Here is an 18,424-nt window from a genome sequence, read left to right as displayed (position 1 = left end):
CGGGTAGCCACCACCGGGCGGCGCGTAAGCGGGGGCCGCCTGCTGCGGGTAGCTCGGCGCGGACTGCGCCGGGTAGGCGGGCGGCGGCGGAGGCGGCGCCTGCTGCGGCGCGGCCTGCTGCGGCGCGGCGGCCGGTGCGGGCGAATCGTCCACCTGCACACCATGATCGGTGACCAGCGCGGCGAACCCACCCGCGTAGCCCTGACCGACGGCGCGCACCTTCCAGCCGCCCTGGCGGCGGTACAGCTCGAGCGCGATCACGATCGACTCGCTGTTGAGGCCGTCGATGCGGTACTCGAACAGCTGGTTGCCCGCGGCGTCGGAGACGATCGCGGTGGGCGGGGCGAAGCGGCCGAAGTTGCTGTTCGCGTCGTCGAGGGTGATCACCGCGCGGATCTGGTCGATCTCGGCGGGCACCGCGGGCAGCGAAACGGCAAGGGAGGCCGCCTGACCCGCCGGGCCGGGGCGCAGATCGACGCCGGGCCCACTCGGCTGGTTGTAGAAGACGAAGTCGGCATCCGTGCGGACCTTGCCCTGCTCGGTCACCAATAGCGCGGACAGATCGGCAGGGGCGGTGAGCTGGAGCGAGATCACCACGTCACTGACGGCCAGCGGGCCGTTCTGGCCCTTGGCGAGTGTTGCAGACAAGTTCGACCCTTCGCTTGTCGGTGCGGTCGTCTGCCACTCTACGAGAAAGCGGCGACAAGCGTCCGCGCTCCGTGGGCAGCGCGTGTACCCGATCGATCCGCTAGGGTGACGCGCAGTTAGGTACCGGGCATTTCACCCGCCTGTGCAGAGGGGACACCAGGGCCGATCATGGCGCAGCTGTTCGAACAATCGAAGAAGGTGATCGAGGCCCACCTCGCGGGGACGAGTATCCGCGCGATCTCCGGCTCGATGGTCGCCTACGAAGGCAATGTGCAGTTCAAGTCGGCCGGCTTCGGCGGCGGCGAGGGCGTGCTGTCCGGGCTCAAGCGCCGCGCCACCGGCGAGAAGCTGTCGCTGATGGAGTGCACCGGCAACGGTCGCGTGTTCTTCGCCGTGAACGGCCAGAACGTCACCGTGATCGACCTGAACAACGAGACGTTGCAGGTCGAGTCGCAGCAGCTGCTCGCCTTCGCCGGGAATCTGCGCACCGATGTACGGTTCGCCGGTGTCGGCGGCATGTCGGCGGGCAACGGCCTGTTCACCACCACCGTGTCCGGGCAGGGCCAGGTGGCGCTGCTCTCGGCCGGTGGTCCACTGATCCATCTCGAGGTCTCGCCGCAGTATCCGCTGATCGTGGATCCGGACGCGTTCGTGGCGGCGCGGGGCAACCTCAACCAGTCCTTCGTCACCGATGTCTCCTGGCGCACGATGGTCGGCCAGGACGCGGGCGAGGCGTTCTCACTGCGATGGGACGGCCAGGGTGTCGTGCTGATCCAGCCGGCGGAACGGTAGGGGACGGCGATGTTCGAGAAGGTCAACAGCAAGGTCGTCAAGGTCGACGTAGGCCAGGCGGGCGGTGTCGTCGCCAGGACCGGCGCGATGCTCTTCTATCAGGGCCAGGTCGCCTTCGCGCCGCACCAGATCCCCGGCGCCGGGCCCGGCATGGGCGGTGGCGGACTCATGCGCATGGCGGGCGCGATGATGGCGGGCGAGCACGAGCGCACCATGCTGGCGCGCGGAAACGGCACCGTCCATTACGGATTCGCCGGGCTCGAGGTGCAGGTGGTGCAGATGCAGCCGGGCGCGGTCCTGCGCGTCGAGGCCTCGCGACTGCTCGCCAACACCGCGGGCCTGCAGGCCTCCGTCGTCTCGGTGGCGAGCTCCGGTGGCGGCGGCGGCGGTGGTGGCGGCGGCCTGATGGGCGCGCTGCGCGGCGCGGCCGCCGGTGTCGTGACCGGGCAGGGCATGTTCACCACGCAGCTCAGCGGCCAGGGCGCTGCGGTGCTGCTCGCGCACGGCGGTTTCCTGGAACTGCAGGTGGGCGGGCCGAATCCGGTGGTGGTCGACCCGCAGGCGTTCGTCGCCGCGTACGGCAATGTGCAGACCGAGCTCAAGTCGGCCATGGGCTGGCGCGACGCGGTCGGCCGCGGTGCGGGCGAGGCGATGCAATTGCATTGCCACGGACAGGGTGTCGTGTACGTGCAGGCCTCCGAAGAGAAGTTGTGAGCCGATGACCCAGATACATTCGCCGATGACTCTCGGTGCCAGCGACAACATTCCGGGCAACAGCTACGCCTACTGCATCGACCTGACCGCGCCGTGGTTCATGCGCAAGGGCGCGATGATCGCCTACTACGGGCAGATCCAGTTCCAGGTGCTCACCCACGGCCTGCAGGGCAACCTCATGCACATGGTGAGCAGCCAGTTCTCCGCGCCGCTGTTCGCGGGCGAGTACGTGGTGGCCGAGGGCCACGGCAAGCTGATCATCGGCGACCGCGGCTACGACATCAATTCCTACGATCTCGAGGACGGCAACCTCACCATCCGCGGCGCCAACCTCCTCGCGTTCGAGCCGGGCCTGGCGCTCAAGCAGTCGATCGTGCCCGGGTTCCTCACGCTGATCGGCACCGGCAAGTTCCTCGCCTCGTCCAACGGACCGGTGATGTTCGCCGAGCCGCCGCTGCGCGTCGATCCCGAGGCGCTGGTCGGCTGGGCCGACTGCCCCTCGCCCAGTCATCACTACGATCAGGGCTGGATCGGCAGCTTCCTGGCGGCGGGCGCGGCCAGGATGGGCGCGAACTCGGGCGAGGAGCGCCAGTTCGATTTCACCGGCGCGGGCACCGTCCTCATCCAGTCCTCGGAGAAGGTCATGAGCGACAACGCCCTGGTCCGCACGATCGAGGGTCAGCTCCAGAGCGGCATCACGGTGGGTGGGCTCCAGCGCATCCAGGGAGTCGTCGCCCAGCAGCTGGCAGGCCAGCAGCAGCACTACTGACCTCCGGGCCGCGGACCAGGTCCCTGGCCGTCGATCGGGCCTCGCGGGTCTCGATCGGCGGCCCCGACGAGCCGGGAGTCCGCCGCCGGTGGGCTGATCAGCTCGCGGTCCGCACCCTGCCTACGGCCGACCACCCGGCACGGTGATCAGGCCGTTGTCGTCGCTACCGCCGGGACGGGTCGTAGGGCGGCGGCGTGGAACCAGTCGAGGATCTCCTCACCTGCCAGGATCCCGGCGGCCGCGGTGACGGTCAGGTTGGGTGCGGTGAAGGCGAGTTCTTCCAGTTCGCCGTGGCGCGGGCGGACGGCGGAGTCGGCCGTGCGCAGCATCTCGGCGTCGAGGGCACCGTCGCCTGCGGCGAAAGTGCCTGCACCCGTGGCCAACTCGCCTGCTTCGAGCAGCCGGTGGCGGACCTCGGCGACCGCGATGCTCTTGCAGACCGCGTCGGGCATCGCGTAGATCTTGCGGCCCTGCTGGGAGGCCGACCAGCCGTTGGCACGACACCAGGCGTCCCATTCCGCGAGGAAACCGGTGGGCATCGCCTCGGGGCGCACCACCAGATAGCAGAACAGCTCGTCGGCCTCGCGGTACTTGGTCACCCAGGAATCATCGACGCGTGACCGTAATTCGGCGCCGACCTCGGCGAGCGTGGCGCCGCTCGCGCTGACCTGCGCGTCGATCCCGGCCCGCCACAGTGGATCGGCGACACCGTCGACCAGGATGTTGCCGCCGTTGCTGGTGATCGCGTAGCGCCACGGCGCACCGGGCAGCGCGATCCGCTGGAACTGTTCGATCGTGCGGGTGGTCGTCGGGACCACCGCCGCCACCTCGGTGAGCGCCCGCAGGCGTTCGACGGCGGTCACGGTCATGTACGACAACGGCTCGCCCTCGTAGTGTTCGACGCACACCTTCTCGACCGACTCCGCGCCGCCGAAGGCGTTGCGGGAGTAGATCATCGTGCGGTCGAGGTCGGTCGCGACGAACGCCGTCGGGGTCACTGGTCCAGCTCCTTGATCAGCCCCATGCAGGAGTACGCGAGATCGGGTACCACCTCCACTGGCACATTCCTGGCCGCGGCGAGCAGCCGGATGTGTGCGTGTTCGGGGGCATCGGCCGCACGCACCAGCACCCGCCACGGTACGCGGCGCAGCAGTACCCTGGTCGTCTCACCGACACCCGGCTTCACGAAATTGACTGTGCTGATGCCGTATTCGGCTTTCACCCGCTCGACCGACGCCCAGCCCGACCAGTTCGGGGTGCGGTCGGCGGCCTGGATCTCGGCGACGGCGGCGGGGACCCGATCCCGGACCGTCTCGAAGGCGGCGGTCACGGCATCGACCAGCTGGTTCGACACATCCGACCCGGCGAGCTCGCGATAGAACTTGGCGCCGTGGAAATCGCCGGGGCCGATCAGGGTGTCGTTGAGGACGGTGCGCGAAACCAGCCCGGACACCGTGGAATTCAGGCAGGCCGAGGCGATGAGGAAGTCGTCGCGGGTGCCGTAGGTGCGCACGCAGTTGGCGGGGTCGGCGAGGACGACCAACTCGTCGTTGAATCGAGCCCCGCCCGCCGCGTGATACGCGTCGAGCGCGGCGGTGAGTTCATGGGTGATCGCGCCCTTGCCGGTCCACCCGTCGACGAAGACGATCGACGCCGGATCATGGTGGTGCGCCAAATAGTCCAGCGCCACCGCGTCGATACCGCGATCACGCACGATCGACACCGCGTAGTGCGGCACGTCGAGTGCCGGTCTCCCGACACCACTGGCCAGCCAGCGCCGCATCAACACCCCGACGGGCGTCCCCGCCCTGGCCAGCGACACCAGCACCACGTTCTCGCCGCGCTCGGCGACGACGAGTTCGGCCACCGTCGCCACGGCCAGCGCCAACCGCTCGGCACTCTCGGCCAGCACTCGATCGAACAGCTCCCGATACTCCGCGTCGGGCTGGTACTCCACCGGCAGCGACTCCGCGTAGTGCGCGATCCCCGCCTGGATCCGCCGCTCCCGCTCGGCCACATCGGCCTCGAGATCAGCGTGCGAAAGATCCTTCAACAACCACGAGACATCCTCGGCCGCATAGGAACCGAACTCGGGGCCGTGCAGGGGTTCGGGCAGACTCCGCGCTGTGGCGCCGCCGAGTCGACTGGCACAGGTGGCCGGCCGCCGGTCGCCGTCCTCCGCCGAGTCCCGCCGCCCAGCATCGGCGTAGCTACGTGCCTTCACACCGATGGTCTCGTCGGCATCCACGCCGGGCACTGTGGCCTGCGGCGCCGCCGAATTCTCGGCCGCCGGGCCAGCATTCGTGCCGCGTGCCGTCGCCGACAGTGCCGCCGAGTCTTCGGCTGCCAGGTCGGCGGCGCGCGACGGCTCTCCGGCGGTCGGTTTCGCGTCGCAGGTCTCCGCGTCCGACGCGGGTGAATCCGGGACTGGTGCGGCCGTCGACTTCGGCACGGGAGCGACGACACTCGCATCATCGGTAGCGGGTATCGCCGCACTATCAGTGCCGGGCAGGCTGGTGGGCCTCCCGGCGCGGCTCGTGTGCAGTGCGCGGGGGTCGGCGCCCGGCACGACAGCTACCACCACGTCGGCGCCCGAGGCCGTGAGCACATCGACGAGCCCGCCGTCCGCGACGAGTTCCGGTGTGTCGGCGGGCGGGTCGAGGACGACCAGCAGAACAGGGGCGACATCGCTGTCGGTCCACTGCGCGTTGTAGAGGTAGCGATCGGCGGTCGGATCCGGTTCGGGGGCGGTGAAGCGGAATCCACGGCGCAGCGGATAGCCGGGCTCGTCCAAGACGTAAGCCGGTGAGCGGGTGGTGGTTTGGAAGCGCGCGGGGGTACCCGAGTCGGCGAGTTCCGTCGCCAGGCGCAGCGGCAGGTACATGAGTTCCTCGTGGCCGAGGACGATCACCGGGCGACCGGCGAACCCGGCGTCGAGACGCGCTTGGACCTCGGCGGTCGCGGCCTTCAACGCGATGTCGAATGCCGCCGCGTCCGTGCTCAGGATTCCGTGCCGACCGCCCTCGGGAACATCGGCGGGCCACTGCAATTCGAGCCTGGTGAACGAACCCCGCCGCGCCGCCACCGGGTTGAGCGCAGGATCGGGGAGCGCGGTGACCTTGTCGATCAGCCCGGCGGGCAGGTCGACTCTGCCCGTGGCCAGGCAGACGGTATCGATCCGCGCGCCGAGCTCGGCGGCGAACGCCTCGAACTTCGCGCGGTCGGCGGCGGTGCGCATGTCGACCAGCGAAGCCAGCACGTAGTGCGAGCGCGGCGCGAAACCATGCAGGGCACGCACGGCGTCGATAGCCGTGTCGCCGGTGGAGATCTCGTCGTCCACCAGCACCAGCGGCAGGTCGTTGGCGAAGATCTCGGCGGGCGCCGGCTGCAGCAGGTGCGAGGTGGCGTGCGAATGCCCCTCCTCGAATCCGGCCAGCGTGGTCGCGCGGGATTCGTGCCTGCGGGTGGAATGCAGATAACAGGCGGCGTCGAGACGCGCGGCCACGCAATGACCCAGACCCGTTGCCGTTTCGGCGAAGCCGAGCACGACGGCATCGCGATCACCGAGCTTCGCGCGCACGAGATCGCCCAGCTGTTCCCCGGCGCCGATCACCACGCGCGGATCGGTGGGCAGATGCTTGCCCAGCACCGTCGACACCAGCAGATGCGCGCGGCGCGGATTGCGCCGCAGACCCGGCTGGACCAGCGCGTCGATCGTGTACCCCACTGGCACAGGGTGTTCGGCGGTTTCCTCGGCGTACTCAGCGGCTCCCGTCGATACCGCGACGGATGCGACGCCGCGCGGCGTCTCCTCGGCTCCACGCACCACGAATGACTCGCCGTGATGTAGCTCGATCCCGAGATACGTTGTCGCCCAAGGCTGTTCGGTCGAGCTCATTCGGCGATCATCGCTGTCAGCAGATCCACGAAGGACACTCCCTTGTTCGCGACCCCGAACGCGCGGGCGCGGACCAGGGTCTGGCGGGCCCAACTGCGATGCGGGCGCATCTCGTTCATCTTGTTGCGGTACTCCGAGGCGGCGACCCCGCCGACATCGGCCTCCATGATGTGCAGCGCGTCGGCGTACTCCTCGTGCGTCACCACCGACAGCGCGTGCACCGCCGCCACGTGCGAGGGATGGATCACCGTCTTGCCCTGTATCCCGTTGGCCCGGTCCAGGGTGATCTCGCGCAGCAGCCCGTCGAGGTCGCGGCTCACCAGGTACTGCCGGAACGGGACGGCGTCGGATTCCTCGAACGGCGCGGTGCGCAGCAGCGGGCGGAACATCCGCTCGTGATCGGCGAAGTACTCCCACACCGGCCCGGTGATGATGAACCCGGTGCCGTCGGCGCGGCCGAGGTAGTTGACGATGTCGGCGATCACGTCGGCGACGACGCGCACGTCGTAGATCGTCAGATCGCGGTCGCGGCGGATGCCGAAGGTGGCGCACATGTCGGTGGCGCCGATGCGGACCGCGAGCAGGTGATCGCGGTATTCGTCGAGCAGCTCGGCGATCCGCGACAGTTGTTCGTCGCGGGTCTGGCGGTGCACCAGGTTGGCCGACTCGAGCACCGGCATGCCGTAGATCGGCCGGTCCAGACGACGTCGCGCGTCGGCCAACGCGGCCAGGTAGGCCGGCCCGGTGACGGTGTCGAATTTGGGGAAGACGAAGCCGGTGAGCACCTCGGCGCCGCGCCCGAGCCGGTCGACCACCTCGGTGACCGTCTGCGGGTCGCGCACCCGGATGAACAGCATCGGGTTCGGGCCCTCGCTGCGGGCGAGCAGGTCCAGCGTGTCGACCGCGTGCTGCTTGGCGGCCTCTACCTGATGGTCGGCCACCGCGTCCTCGAGGTCGATCACCATCGAGCACACTCCGCGCGCGGCCCGGCGCCGGATGGTGGCGGCCAGGTCGGGGCGGGTCGCCGGCACATAGAGCGTGGCGCCGAGCGCGGTGGCGAGGAGTTCGCGATCGTCGACGATCGGCTCGGGTTCGACGAGGAACAGCTCGCGGGCGCGTGGCCCGTGCAGCTGCCGGAAGTGACGGAGCGGGACCTGTTTGCGCAGGCAGATCTCTGTAGCGACGGCGTATCCCGCGGTCATACCCCCCACCTCATCTGTCGGGCCATCTCACTTCTTCTCGTGCTTTCTCATGCGATCGACTACGCCGGCGATGAACGCCGCGACGGTATCCAGTTCGGAAACATACGCCCAATAGTCTGGATGACGACCTGTCAGTCCAGATGTTATGCGCTCCAGCCGCTCGGCCTGCGCATCGAGTACCGAGCCCCACTCGCCGACCAGTCCTCGATCGACCGCGAGCATCTGCGCGTCCCGTAACCGGAATCGTACGGTGCGCGCCTGGGCTTCGGGGTCGGCCCGCACGCCGCGCAACAGTTCGAGGCGCCGGGTCACGGCGTCGACCAACTGCTCGGCCTCGGCGAGGTGCTGGCGCGCGGTTGCGGTCAAGTCAAGGGCGGTCTCCGGGTCGTGCTCGGCCGCCGCGACACGCGCGCGGACCAGCGCGGCGTCCGCGGCGTCGATATCGCGGCGGCTTTCCCGCTCATTGTTGGTCAAGTCCGCCGAACTCGCAGCGTTGAACTCGCGCAGCAGCGCCGAGTAGGCGGGGCCGAGCGCGCTCGCGCGGTTGCGCACCGCGGCCAGCCTGGTCGTCACGGAGGCGATCGCGTTGGTCGCGGCGCCGGCGCGAGAAGGGGCCTGCGCCAACGCATCCGACAGATCCTTGGTGGCCTGCTGCACCGCCGCCGCAGCGGTGCGCGCCGCGGCCACCGAGGTGCCGGGATCCACCCCGGAAGCTGTGATCAGATCGTCATTCAGCCGCCTTACACCCGCGGCCACCGACGGGTACGAGCCGTACCCCGACGACTCCGCCGCCGCCAGCACCCGCTCGGCCTCCGTGCGTACCTGCGCCAGCAGCTGCGGCACCGCCCCGCGTACCCGCGCCGCTTCCGCCAAACCCGCGCTGTGCGCGTGATAGAACTCGTCGACCCCGCGCGCCGCGTCGGTCAGTTGGCGCACCAGCGCGTCGGCCCTGGCCGGACCGTCGGCGATCGGCGTGCCCGCGGCCTCGGCGGCATCGAGCTCGTCGGTGAAACTCAGGTACGCGCCCGCCGCCGCGTAACAACGTGCGCGCACCGGCTCCCACACCGCGCCGATCGCGCGGTCGGGGAAAACCTGTTCGCTGGCAAGCACACCCGCCTCCGCCGCCGTCTGCCGCTGATCCATATCGAGGAAAGCGGCCGACGTCGCGGCCCGCGCTCCGCTGATCCAGTCATGATCCGCCCCCGACCTGAACCATCCGCGTCTGCGAGGTGTCACCGTCACGTCCCCTTTCCGAACCGCGCGGCGACCCGACCACGCACAGTCCCGATGGTAGGAGATTCGCAGCCTTCACCAGGGCTGCAGCTTGTTCCTACGCAAGTTTCGCGAAACCTATTACTGTCGTAGCCGTACCCGGCGATTCGGACATGCTGGGAAACGACACAACGGACTAACCGAAGGGATTCCCGCATGGGTGTCAGTCTGTCCAAGGGCGGCAATGTCTCGCTGACCAAAGAGGCCCCGAACCTGACCGCGGTCGCGGTCGGCCTCGGCTGGGACGTGCGCACCACCACCGGCACCGACTTCGACCTGGATGCCAGCGCGATCGCCACCGGCGCGGACAAGAAGGTCGTCTCGGACAAGCACTTCGTGTTCTTCAACAACCTGAAGTCCCCCGAGGGTGCGATCGAGCACGCCGGCGACAACACCACCGGTGAGGGCGAGGGCGACGACGAGGTCATCAACGTCGACCTGGCCAACACCCCGCCGACCATCGAGAGCATCTTCTTCCCGGTCTCGATCTACGACGCGGAGACCCGCTCGCAGTCGTTCGGCCAGGTGCGCAACGCCTACATCCGCGTCGTCGACCGGGCCAACGGCACCGAGCTCGCGCGCTACGACCTGTCCGAGGACGCCTCGACCGAGACCGCTATGGTCTTCGGCGAGCTGTACCGCAACGGTGCCGAATGGAAGTTCCGCGCCATCGGGCAGGGCTACGCCTCCGGCCTGGCCGGTATCGCCCGCGACTACGGCGTCAACGTCTAGTCACCATCTCGGACGGGGGGTTCGTCGACTCGGGCCCCCTGTCCGCGTGACACAGAAAGGTCCCTCCGCGTGATAACGCGCATTTTCGGCCTGTCCATCGTCATCACGGTGCTGTCGCTGGTCGTCGCCTACCTCTACGGTGGTCTGACCGCCCTCGCGCTGTGCGCGATCCTCGGCATCCTCGAGGTGTCGCTGTCGTTCGACAACGCCGTCATCAACGCCACCGTCCTGGAACGGATGAGCGAGTTCTGGCAGCGGATCTTCCTGACCATCGGTGTCGTCATCGCCGTGTTCGGTATGCGACTGGTGTTCCCGCTGGCCATCGTGTGGGTCACCGCCGGACTGAATCCGGTGCAGGCCTTCGATCTGGCCCTCAACCCGCCAGAGAACGACGCGCCGTACTTCCCCGACGGCAGCCCCAGCTACGAAACCCTGCTGACCGACGCGCACCCGCAGATCGCGGCGTTCGGCGGCATGTTCCTCGCGCTGCTGTTCTTGAACTTCATCTTCGAAGACCGCGAGATCACCTGGCTGAGCTGGCTGGAGAAGCCGCTGGCCAAGGCGGGCAAGCTCGACATGCTCTCGGTCGTCATCGCGGGCACCGGCCTGGTGCTGACCGCGGAGTTCCTGGCCAAGGACGACGATCGCTCGACCGTCCTGGTCGCCGGTCTGCTCGGCATGATCGTCTACATCCTGGTCGACGGCCTCGGTTCGATGTTCCACACCGAGGAGCTCGAAGAAGGCCCGCACGGTCCGTCCGGGCTGGTCAAGGCGACCGGTAAGGCCGCGTTCTTCCTGTTCCTCTACCTCGAGGTGCTCGACGCGTCGTTCTCGTTCGACGGTGTCATCGGCGCGTTCGCGATCACCTCGGACCCGATCATCATCGCCCTCGGCCTCGGCCTCATCGGCGCGATGTTCGTCCGCTCGATCACGGTGTACCTGGTCCGCCAGGGCACGCTCTCGGAGTACGTGTACCTCGAGCACGGCGCGCACTGGGCCATCGGCGCGCTGGCGACGATCCTGCTGGTCTCGATCGGTGTGCACGTCAACGAGCTGATCACCGGTCTGGTCGGTGTCGCGTTCATCGGCGCCGCGCTGGTCTCGTCCATCCTGCGCAACCGCAAGGGCGAGCCCGACGCGGTCGACGAGTCGAAGGAAACCGCGCCGGTCGGCTGATCGACAGGCGGTGTAGCGAGCCGGAAATGCCACAGCGGCGGCGAGTCCCTCGGGATTCGCCGCCGCTGTCGTTTCTACGCCACCGGTTGTGGCCGGCGGACCAGCTCGACCCGTGGTGCCGCGCGGCGCGTTCCGGCCCGGATGAACAGGAAGAACAGGATGCAGAGCAGCGCCGAGCGGGTCCACACGCCGAACTGGACGACCCCCTCGAGCAGCTCGTAGTCCTCGCCCGCGCCCATCGCGGCGAAGTACTTGAATACGCCGATCCCCACCGCCGCGTCCGCGACCAGGTAGGCCGCGACCAGCGACCACGGCACCTCGAGCAGCACCAGGAACGGAATTATCCACAGGGTGTACTGGGGTGAGTGCACCTTGTGGAAAAGCATGAATCCGCACAGCATCGCGCCGCTCACCCCGACCCACGGGAACGCCGACGTGGGAGTCCAGCGGCGGTATCCGAGCCACATCGCGAGCGCGAACGAGGCCAGGATCAGGGTGGGCGAGGCGGCGGCGACCATGTCGTGCCAGTCGTTCGAGGTCTCGGCGGCGCGCCCGAAGATCAGCTGATGTCCCCAGTACCAGATCGAATTGGTGGTGATGTCGGCCTGGCGCAGCTGCTGGAAGACGATCGAGGCCCGCCACCCCTCCACCCCCGCCAGTACGAACGGCAGGTTCACCGCGACGACGGTGCCCATCGCCGCGAGCACGGTCTGGGCCGCGCCCGCGATGTCGAGGTCGGTCAGCCGCCGCCCGTCGCGTGGCCGGCCCTCGGTGAGCACGTACAGCGCCAGCGGGAGCACGAAGATGCCGGGATAGATCTTGAAGCAGAAGCCCACCGCGAGCAGCACGGCGGCGATGATCCCGCGGGTGCGCACCGGCAGGCCGGTCAGCGCGGTCACCACGTAGACCGCGCCCACCGCCGCGCACACCACCGGCAGTTCCCAATTGTGGAACGCGTAGAGCACCAGCGGCGGACCGATCGCCCACAGCAGCGCGGCCGGACCGGCCATCCGCGCCAGCATCCAGGCCGTGAGCAGCGCGAACGGGGTGAGCAGCAGGGCCGAGCGCCACAGGAAGTCGGCGTCGTTGTCGACGCCGATCGCCGCGGCCCACATCAGCAGGCCGCTGAGCACCGGGTATTCCACGGCGCCGCCGACGAGCGCGCCCTCCTCGGTGATCCCGCCGTTCACGTACGGGAACACGTGGTTGTCGATCTCGCGGCCGCTCCAGAGGAACTGGATGTCGGAATAGCAGACGTCGGCGTCCTTGCGGATGTCGAACACCAGGCTGCGGCCGATGTCGTCGATCTCGCCACCCGCGCAGCGGGCCTTGTTGGCGTAGGCCAGCGCGAGGGTGAGACCACACAGCAGCACGATCAGGAACGTCAGCGCCGAGGCCGTCGCGGCGCGTCGTGCGGTCCGCTGCGGCGTGTCGGCCATGGTCATGGCGACCACAGTATTCGATCGATTTCGCTGCTAACGACCCGCTCATGTAGCCTTGTCGGGTTGCTGACGCAACGAACCCTCCTGCCATGGAAAGTCCATGGCCGTTTCCTAGTCCACAGGAGGTGATTGGTCCGTGCGTCAATATGAAGTGATGGTCATCCTCGACCCCAGCCTGGACGAGCGCATCGTCGGGCAGTCCCTGGATACTCTGCTCAACGTCGTCAAGACCGAGGGCGGCAAGGTCGACAAGGTCGACATCTGGGGCCGCCGCCGGCTCGCCTACGAGATCCGCAAGCAGGCCGAAGGCATCTACGCGGTCGTCGAACTGACCGCGACCCCGGCCACCGTGAGCGAGCTCGACCGCCAGCTGGGCCTGAACGAGACGGTGCTGCGCACCAAGGTTCTGCGCAACGACAAGTAGTCCGCGCCCTTCTCGAATTTCGTGTCAGAGCCTAGCTTTAGGCTCGAGCGCAAATCCCGAGACGCGGACTGCACCCCCGAGCAGGAGGAACCCCACATGGCAGGCGACACGGTCATCACCGTCATCGGAAACTTGACGGCAGACCCGGAGCTTCGTTTCACGCCCGCGGGCGCAGCGGTGGCGAATTTCACCGTCGCTTCGACTCCCCGTGTATTCGATCGCAATACGAACGAATGGAAAGACGGCGAGGCCCTGTTCCTGCGCTGCAACATCTGGCGTGAAGCAGCGGAGAACGTCGCCGAGAGCCTGACCCGAGGTGCTCGCGTGATCGTGAGCGGACGGCTCAAGCAGCGCTCCTACGAAACCCGCGAGGGTGAGAAGCGCACGGTCGTCGAACTCGAGGTCGACGAGGTCGGCCCCTCGCTGCGCTACGCGACGGCGAAGGTCTCCAAGGCCGGTCGCGGCGGCGGAGGCGGCGGCTTCGGTGGTGGTTCCGGTAACGCCGGTGGTGGTAGCGCAGGCGGCTACAACGCCAACAGTGGCGGCGGACAGTCGGGCGGCGGCAACGCCGGCAACGACGATCCGTGGGGTAGCGCGCCCGCGGCCGGCTCCTTCGGGGGCGGCGGCCGCATGGATGACGAACCGCCGTTCTGAGGAACGGCACTCATAGTACGGAGAGAACACCATGCCTAAAGCGCCCGCGCGCGAAAAGGTGCTGAAGAAGAAGGCTTGCACTTTCTGCAAGGAGAGCAAGTCCGGCATCGTCAATATCGATTACAAGGACACCACGCTCCTGCGTAAGTACGTCAGCGATCGCGGCAAGATCCGCGCCCGCCGCGTCACCGGCAACTGCGTGCAGCACCAGCGTGATATCGCTGTGGCCGTCAAGAACTCGCGTGAGGTGGCCCTGCTGCCTTACGTGTCGACCGCTCGCTGAGAAAGGGAGTCAGACAGATGAAGCTCATCCTCACCGCTGATGTCGACAACCTCGGTGCACCGGGCGATCTCGTCGAGGTCAAGGACGGCTACGGCCGCAACTACCTGCTGCCCCGCGGCCTGGCCATCGTGGCCACCCGTGGCGCCCAGAAGCAGGTCGAGGGCATCCGCCGGGCGCAGGACGCCCGCAAGGTGCGCGACCTCGATCACGCCAACGAACTGAAGCAGGCCATCGAGGGCCTGGAGTCGGTCTCGCTGGCCGTGAAGACCGCCGACAGCGGCAAGCTGTTCGGTTCGGTCACCACCGCCGACGTTGCCGGTGCCATCAAGGCCGCCGGTGGCCCCGTGGTGGACAAGCGCAGCATCGAGCTGCCGAAGTCGCACATCAAGGCGACCGGCAAGCACGGCATCGTGGTGCACCTGCACCCCGACGTGGCTGCCAAGTTCAACCTCGAGGTTGCCGCGAACTGAGTTCGCTGAGAACCACCCCCGTGTTCCGCATGGGGGTGGTTTCTCATTGCCTTTTTCAGGCGCGAGTAGCGATAGCTAGTCGGTAACCGGCGATCTTTCCCGTGCAGGTCAGCGGTAGCGGCCGATGGTCGGCAACTCGCTGACCTCCCGTTATTCAGCCTGTGGATGATTGCCGAAACCAACCGGCAGATTTGTGACTCCGGTCATAGCATGCACCTCCGCTGTTTACCCAACACGCCCGGCTGTTCACCTTGACCGACACGCCGAAACTTCTTTCATCCACAGGCGACGAGTTGGATAAAACGGGCGCTATCAGGGCGTTTTATCGCACTGACCTGGGTTTTCCCCACGTTTTCCACAGAAGCTGCACAACACTGGGTGAACTACCCCCAAGTTATCCACAGTTGTGTGCACATATCGGGTTGGCGCCGCCCGAAATCGTCGCCTAGGTTCGTCGCATCGCCCTGCGCACGACCCCGGGAAGCGCGCAGGCAACCGATAGCTGACATTCGTGTCAGTGCCCGGGAGTACAACGAGTTCATCGATGTGAAACCCCCGGTTCTGCGGGCAGAGAGGACGGTCGATTCTGGTGACTACCACCGGTGACCGCGCGCATACCGACTTTCCGCCCGAGCCGCCCGGCGAGGACTTCGGGCGTCAGCCCCCGCACGACATGGCCGCGGAACAGTCCGTCCTCGGCGGCATGCTGCTCAGCAAGGACGCCATCGCCGACGTGGTCGAGGTGCTGCGCCCCGGCGACTTCTACCGCCCCGCCCACCAGGCCGTCTACGACACGATCCTGGACCTGTACGGCCGCGGCGAACCCGCCGACCCCGTCACCGTCGCCGCCGGCCTCGACCGCCGCGGCGAGCTCAAGCGCATCGGCGGCGCGCCCTACCTGGTGACCCTCACCCAGACTGTCCCCACCGCCGCCAACGCCGGCTTCTACGCCGAGATCGTCGCCGAGAAGGCCATCCTGCGCCGCCTCGTCGAAGCGGGCACCCGCATCGTCCAGTTCGGCTACGCGGGCGCCGACGGCCAGGACATCGCCGAGGTCGTCGACCGCGCCCAGGCCGAGGTCTACGAGGTCACCGAACGCCGCACCACCGAGGACTTCATGCCGCTGGAAGAACTCCTCCAGCCCACCATGGACGAGATCGACTCCATCGCCTCCCGCGGCGGCATCTCCCTCGGCGTCCCCACCGGCTTCACCGAACTCGACGAACTCACCAACGGTCTACATCCAGGCCAGATGATCATCGTGGCGGCCCGCCCCGGCGTCGGTAAGGCGCTTGCGCTGGACACCCCGCTGCCGACGCCGACCGGCTGGACCACGATGGGTGAGGTTCGGGTCGGTGACGAACTCCTCGACGCACAGGGACATCCCACGCGCGTCGTCGCGGCGACCGAGGTGATGACCGGCCGGCCTTGCTACGAGGTCGAGTTCTCCGACGGAACCGTGTTGGTCGCCGACGAACAGCACCAGTGGCTCACCGACACTCGGGAATCGCGGCGGTCCGCCCAGGAAGCTGCCGCGGGACGTCCGCGTCGCAATCCGACCCTGCCCGCGGTCCGCACCACCGCCGACATCGCCGACACGCTCCGCTGCGACACCGCCGACCGCCGACTCAACCACTCGGTCACCAACACCCTCCCCCTGCAGTTGCCCGAGCGAGAACTGCTGGTCCCGCCGTACACGCTCGGCGCGTGGCTGGGTGACGGAACGTCCGCCGCCGCACAGCTCACCTGCCTCGACCCGGAGATCGTCGCGCGCGTCGAGGGCGAGGGCATCGTCGCGGTACCATCGCCATCGGCCCACGGCCGCTACCAGTTGACGCTGCCCGCTCCGGAGCCGGTCGAAGCTCGCGCGTGCGTCGTCTGCGGCACCCAGTTCGTCCCGTTCACCAGCGAGGTCCGTACCTGCGGCCGATCCTGCGGCGGGACGGCGCGATTCGTCTCGGCACCGCTACCGGCGCCCTCGTGCGCGGAGTGCGGCGGTCCGTCGATCGGACTGCGGCTGTGCCAGGCGTGCCGGAACTCGGTGGGCAGTGTGCAGGCCCGGTTGCGAACCATCGGAGTGCTCGGCGACAAGCACATTCCGGTGGACTACCTGCGCGCTTCCGAAACACAGCGGCGCGCGCTGCTGGCAGGGCTCCTCGATACCGACGGCACCGTCACCCACGGTGGCTCCGTGCAGTTCGCCATCACGAGCGAGCGCCTGTTCCGTGATGTCGAGGAACTCGTCGTCAGCCTGGGCTATCGCTGCGGGGTGTCCACCAAGCGGGTGCGCGGCCGGTCAGAGGAGTCGTCGACCTGCTTCACGCTCACCTTCGCCACCGACGACCAAGTGTTCGGGCTGTATCGAAAGGCGCTGCTACACAAGGAGCGGCGCGCGGCACGCAATACCGCTCGATCGAACGCGCGCTACATCGTGGACGTCCGCAGGGTCGATTCGGTGCCCGTGCGCTGCGTCGAGGTCGACAACGCCGAGCATCTGTATCTCGCGGGCCGCTCGATGGTGCCGACACACAACTCGACGCTGGGCATGGACTTCATGCGTAGTTGCTCTATCAAGCATGGTTTGGCGAGCGTCATCTTCTCGCTCGAGATGAGCCGCACCGAGATCGTCATGCGTCTGCTCTCGGCCGAGGCGAAGATCAAGCTCGGCGATATGCGTTCGGGTCGGATGAGTGACGACGACTGGACGAAGCTGGCTCGGCGGATGTCGGAGATCAGTGAGGCGCCTTTGTTCGTGGACGATTCGCCGAACCTCACGATGATGGAGATTCGCGCGAAGGCTCGACGGCTCAAGCAGCGCCATGATCTGAAACTCGTTGTGGTGGACTACCTCCAGCTGATGACCTCCGGCAAGAAGGTCGAATCGCGTCAGCAGGAAGTCTCGGACTTCTCGCGAAACCTGAAGCTGCTCGCCAAGGAACTCGAAGTTCCGGTGATCGCGATCTCGCAGCTGAACCGTGGTCCGGAACAGCGAACCGACAAGCGCCCCATGGTTTCCGATCTTCGCGAATCGGGCAGCCTCGAGCAGGACGCCGACATGGTCATCCTGCTGCACCGCCCCGACGCCTTCGAGCGCGACGACCCACGCGGCGGCGAGGCCGACCTCATCGTCGGCAAGCACCGTAACGGCCCCACCGCCACGATCACCGTCGCCCACCAGCTGCACCTGAGCCGCTTCGTGGACATGGCCCGCGGCTGACCGCTCACGGCACGCTTCGGCGCTGCCATGGGTAGCGTTCGGGGCCGGTGGATCGGTCGAGTACGGAGGATGGGTGACCTTCTATCACTGACCGCTGAGGGCGCCCTGCTCCGTGCGATTCGGCAGGCCCGAGCCGGGGCCGTGGCTGCGGGCCGCCGGGGTCAGCGGCCAGGTCGACCCGAGTCGGCCGCCACGATGCGGGCGGCGGTGGGGGCGTGGTCTGGGTCGGCCAGCCACTGACTGGCGACGCCGACGAGCAGTGCGAAGTAGTGGGAGCCGACGGCCTCGACGGTGTCGGGGTCGTCGGTGTCGGGGTCGAGGCCGCCGAAGGCGTGGGCGAGGGAGCGGCGGGCGGCGCGCTGGCCGTTGGCGAGCATCGTCTGGATCTCCTCGTCGTCGCGGGCCGCGGAGACCGACTCGAAGTTCACGTACCAGAGGGCGCGGTGGTCACGGATCGAGGCGACGATCCGTTCCCAGCGCGCCTCGTTCCCCGCGGGCCCCGGCGGGTCGTCGCCGATGGCGGCGAAGAGGACATCGCCCCATTCGCGGTTGAGCTCGTGCAGCGTGTCGGTGAGCAGCCGCTCTTTCGAACCGAAGTGGTAGTTGATCGACGCCTGGTTGGCCCCGGAGATCTTGACCAGCTCGCGCACGGTCGTCTTGGCGTACCCCAGCGTGAGGAGGCAGTCACGCGCCGCTTGCAGAAGCTTGTCTCGGTTGCCCATGCGGCTATA

17 protein-coding genes are annotated in these 18,424 nt (G+C 68.1%); 10 read left to right on the top strand and 7 right to left on the bottom strand.

What is annotated here, in order from left to right; all coding sequences use genetic code 11:
* Nucleotides 1-648 (bottom strand): TerD family protein (locus QH270_RS26800; RefSeq protein ID WP_280346833.1); only part of this gene is annotated, 648 nt, incomplete at its 3' end.
* 168 nt (nucleotides 649-816) lie between these two features.
* On the opposite strand from QH270_RS26800, the gene QH270_RS26795 reads away from it, so the two are divergent.
* The 3 genes from QH270_RS26795 to QH270_RS26785 are packed head-to-tail and all read left to right on the top strand — an operon-like array spanning nucleotide 817 to nucleotide 2,923.
* Nucleotides 817-1,440, top strand: a complete 624-nt coding sequence (locus QH270_RS26795; protein WP_280346832.1) for an AIM24 family protein — start codon at nucleotides 817-819, stop codon at nucleotides 1,438-1,440.
* A gap of 9 nt (nucleotides 1,441-1,449) precedes the next feature.
* Nucleotides 1,450-2,154 carry an AIM24 family protein gene (locus QH270_RS26790; protein ID WP_280346831.1) on the top strand — a complete coding sequence of 235 codons (705 nt, stop codon included), beginning with the start codon at nucleotides 1,450-1,452 and terminating at the stop codon, nucleotides 2,152-2,154.
* Nucleotides 2,155-2,158: 4 nt separating this feature from the next.
* Nucleotides 2,159-2,923 carry an AIM24 family protein gene (locus QH270_RS26785; RefSeq protein ID WP_280346830.1) on the top strand — a complete coding sequence of 255 codons (765 nt, stop codon included), beginning with the start codon at nucleotides 2,159-2,161 and terminating at the stop codon, nucleotides 2,921-2,923.
* A 146-nt stretch (nucleotides 2,924-3,069) separates the two neighbouring features.
* On the opposite strand, the gene QH270_RS26780 is transcribed toward QH270_RS26785, so the two are convergent.
* Genes QH270_RS26780 through QH270_RS26765 form a run of 4 tightly spaced genes read right to left on the bottom strand, consistent with a single transcriptional unit; the run spans nucleotide 3,070 to nucleotide 9,166 of the window.
* Entirely contained in the window at nucleotides 3,070-3,879 is an 810-nt protein-coding gene (locus tag QH270_RS26780; protein ID WP_280346837.1) for an HAD family hydrolase, read from the bottom strand.
* A gap of 38 nt (nucleotides 3,880-3,917) precedes the next feature.
* A complete protein-coding gene (locus QH270_RS26775) occupies nucleotides 3,918-6,821 on the bottom strand; it encodes a phosphoribosyltransferase domain-containing protein (protein ID WP_280346829.1) in 2,904 nt (967 codons plus the stop codon).
* Nucleotides 6,818-8,023 (bottom strand): HpcH/HpaI aldolase/citrate lyase family protein, encoded by a 1,206-nt coding sequence (locus tag QH270_RS26770; RefSeq protein ID WP_280346828.1) that lies wholly within the window; start codon nucleotides 8,021-8,023, stop codon nucleotides 6,818-6,820. The genes QH270_RS26775 and QH270_RS26770 overlap by 4 nt, the downstream gene beginning before the upstream one ends.
* Before the next feature lie 27 nt (nucleotides 8,024-8,050).
* Nucleotides 8,051-9,166, bottom strand: coding sequence for a hypothetical protein (locus QH270_RS26765; RefSeq protein ID WP_280346827.1), 1,116 nt, complete (start codon nucleotides 9,164-9,166; stop codon nucleotides 8,051-8,053).
* 285 nt (nucleotides 9,167-9,451) lie between these two features.
* Here QH270_RS26765 and QH270_RS26760 point away from each other — a divergent pair, with 285 nt between their 5' ends.
* Both QH270_RS26760 and QH270_RS26755 read left to right on the top strand, forming a co-directional pair.
* On the top strand, nucleotides 9,452-10,027 hold the full coding sequence (locus QH270_RS26760) for a TerD family protein (protein ID WP_019049996.1): 576 nt from the start codon (nucleotides 9,452-9,454) through the stop codon (nucleotides 10,025-10,027).
* A gap of 69 nt (nucleotides 10,028-10,096) precedes the next feature.
* Nucleotides 10,097-11,203 (top strand): DUF475 domain-containing protein, encoded by a 1,107-nt coding sequence (locus tag QH270_RS26755; protein ID WP_280346826.1) that lies wholly within the window; start codon nucleotides 10,097-10,099, stop codon nucleotides 11,201-11,203.
* A gap of 74 nt (nucleotides 11,204-11,277) precedes the next feature.
* Here the strand turns inward: QH270_RS26755 and QH270_RS26750 are convergent, their stop codons facing one another.
* A complete protein-coding gene (locus QH270_RS26750; protein ID WP_280346836.1) occupies nucleotides 11,278-12,642 on the bottom strand; it encodes a glycosyltransferase family 87 protein in 1,365 nt (454 codons plus the stop codon).
* A 139-nt stretch (nucleotides 12,643-12,781) separates the two neighbouring features.
* Between QH270_RS26750 and rpsF the strand changes: the two genes are divergently transcribed.
* The 5 genes from rpsF to dnaB all read left to right on the top strand — a co-directional run bounded on the left by rpsF (nucleotide 12,782) and on the right by dnaB (nucleotide 17,693).
* Nucleotides 12,782-13,069: a 30S ribosomal protein S6 gene (gene rpsF / locus QH270_RS26745; RefSeq protein ID WP_280346825.1), complete on the top strand. Its 288-nt coding sequence runs from the start codon at nucleotides 12,782-12,784 to the stop codon at nucleotides 13,067-13,069.
* 96 nt (nucleotides 13,070-13,165) lie between these two features.
* The gene (locus tag QH270_RS26740) at nucleotides 13,166-13,723 is read left to right on the top strand and encodes a single-stranded DNA-binding protein (RefSeq protein WP_110037832.1); all 558 of its coding nucleotides are present in this window, start codon (nucleotides 13,166-13,168) and stop codon (nucleotides 13,721-13,723) included.
* 31 nt (nucleotides 13,724-13,754) lie between these two features.
* Complete coding sequence (gene rpsR, locus QH270_RS26735) at nucleotides 13,755-14,006, top strand: 30S ribosomal protein S18 (RefSeq protein WP_019050001.1); 252 nt, start codon at nucleotides 13,755-13,757, stop codon at nucleotides 14,004-14,006.
* A gap of 17 nt (nucleotides 14,007-14,023) precedes the next feature.
* A complete protein-coding gene (gene rplI, locus QH270_RS26730) occupies nucleotides 14,024-14,476 on the top strand; it encodes a 50S ribosomal protein L9 (protein ID WP_019050002.1) in 453 nt (150 codons plus the stop codon).
* Nucleotides 14,477-15,149: 673 nt separating this feature from the next.
* Entirely contained in the window at nucleotides 15,150-17,693 is a 2,544-nt protein-coding gene (dnaB, locus tag QH270_RS26725) for a replicative DNA helicase (RefSeq protein WP_280346835.1), read from the top strand.
* Between the two features lie 161 nt (nucleotides 17,694-17,854).
* On the opposite strand, the gene QH270_RS26720 is transcribed toward dnaB, so the two are convergent.
* Nucleotides 17,855-18,415 carry a TetR/AcrR family transcriptional regulator gene (locus QH270_RS26720; RefSeq protein WP_280346824.1) on the bottom strand — a complete coding sequence of 187 codons (561 nt, stop codon included), beginning with the start codon at nucleotides 18,413-18,415 and terminating at the stop codon, nucleotides 17,855-17,857.
* Nucleotides 18,416-18,424 lie beyond the last annotated feature (9 nt).

It is taken from the genome of Nocardia neocaledoniensis (genome assembly GCF_029868625.1).
Taxonomy (GTDB): Bacteria; Actinomycetota; Actinomycetes; order Mycobacteriales; family Mycobacteriaceae; genus Nocardia; species Nocardia neocaledoniensis_A.
The sequence above is the reverse complement of the archived record's forward strand: the minus strand, read 5'-3'. Positions and strand labels throughout refer to the sequence as shown.

Coding starts and splice junctions, on each gene's coding strand:
- dnaB (WP_280346835.1), top strand. CDS start 15,150: ATGGCCGCGGAACAGTCCGTCCTCGGCGGCATGCTGCTCAGCAAGGAC.
- QH270_RS26785 (WP_280346830.1), top strand. CDS start 2,159: ATGACCCAGATACATTCGCCGATGACTCTCGGTGCCAGCGACAACATT.
- QH270_RS26765 (WP_280346827.1), bottom strand. CDS start 9,166: ATGGATCAGCGGCAGACGGCGGCGGAGGCGGGTGTGCTTGCCAGCGAA.
- QH270_RS26720 (WP_280346824.1), bottom strand. CDS start 18,415: ATGGGCAACCGAGACAAGCTTCTGCAAGCGGCGCGTGACTGCCTCCTC.
- QH270_RS26775 (WP_280346829.1), bottom strand. CDS start 6,821: ATGAGCTCGACCGAACAGCCTTGGGCGACAACGTATCTCGGGATCGAG.
- QH270_RS26770 (WP_280346828.1), bottom strand. CDS start 8,023: ATGACCGCGGGATACGCCGTCGCTACAGAGATCTGCCTGCGCAAACAG.
- QH270_RS26740 (WP_110037832.1), top strand. CDS start 13,166: ATGGCAGGCGACACGGTCATCACCGTCATCGGAAACTTGACGGCAGAC.
- QH270_RS26780 (WP_280346837.1), bottom strand. CDS start 3,879: ATGATCTACTCCCGCAACGCCTTCGGCGGCGCGGAGTCGGTCGAGAAG.
- QH270_RS26795 (WP_280346832.1), top strand. CDS start 817: ATGGCGCAGCTGTTCGAACAATCGAAGAAGGTGATCGAGGCCCACCTC.
- rpsR (WP_019050001.1), top strand. CDS start 13,755: ATGCCTAAAGCGCCCGCGCGCGAAAAGGTGCTGAAGAAGAAGGCTTGC.
- rplI (WP_019050002.1), top strand. CDS start 14,024: ATGAAGCTCATCCTCACCGCTGATGTCGACAACCTCGGTGCACCGGGC.
- QH270_RS26750 (WP_280346836.1), bottom strand. CDS start 12,642: ATGGCCGACACGCCGCAGCGGACCGCACGACGCGCCGCGACGGCCTCG.
- QH270_RS26760 (WP_019049996.1), top strand. CDS start 9,452: ATGGGTGTCAGTCTGTCCAAGGGCGGCAATGTCTCGCTGACCAAAGAG.
- QH270_RS26790 (WP_280346831.1), top strand. CDS start 1,450: ATGTTCGAGAAGGTCAACAGCAAGGTCGTCAAGGTCGACGTAGGCCAG.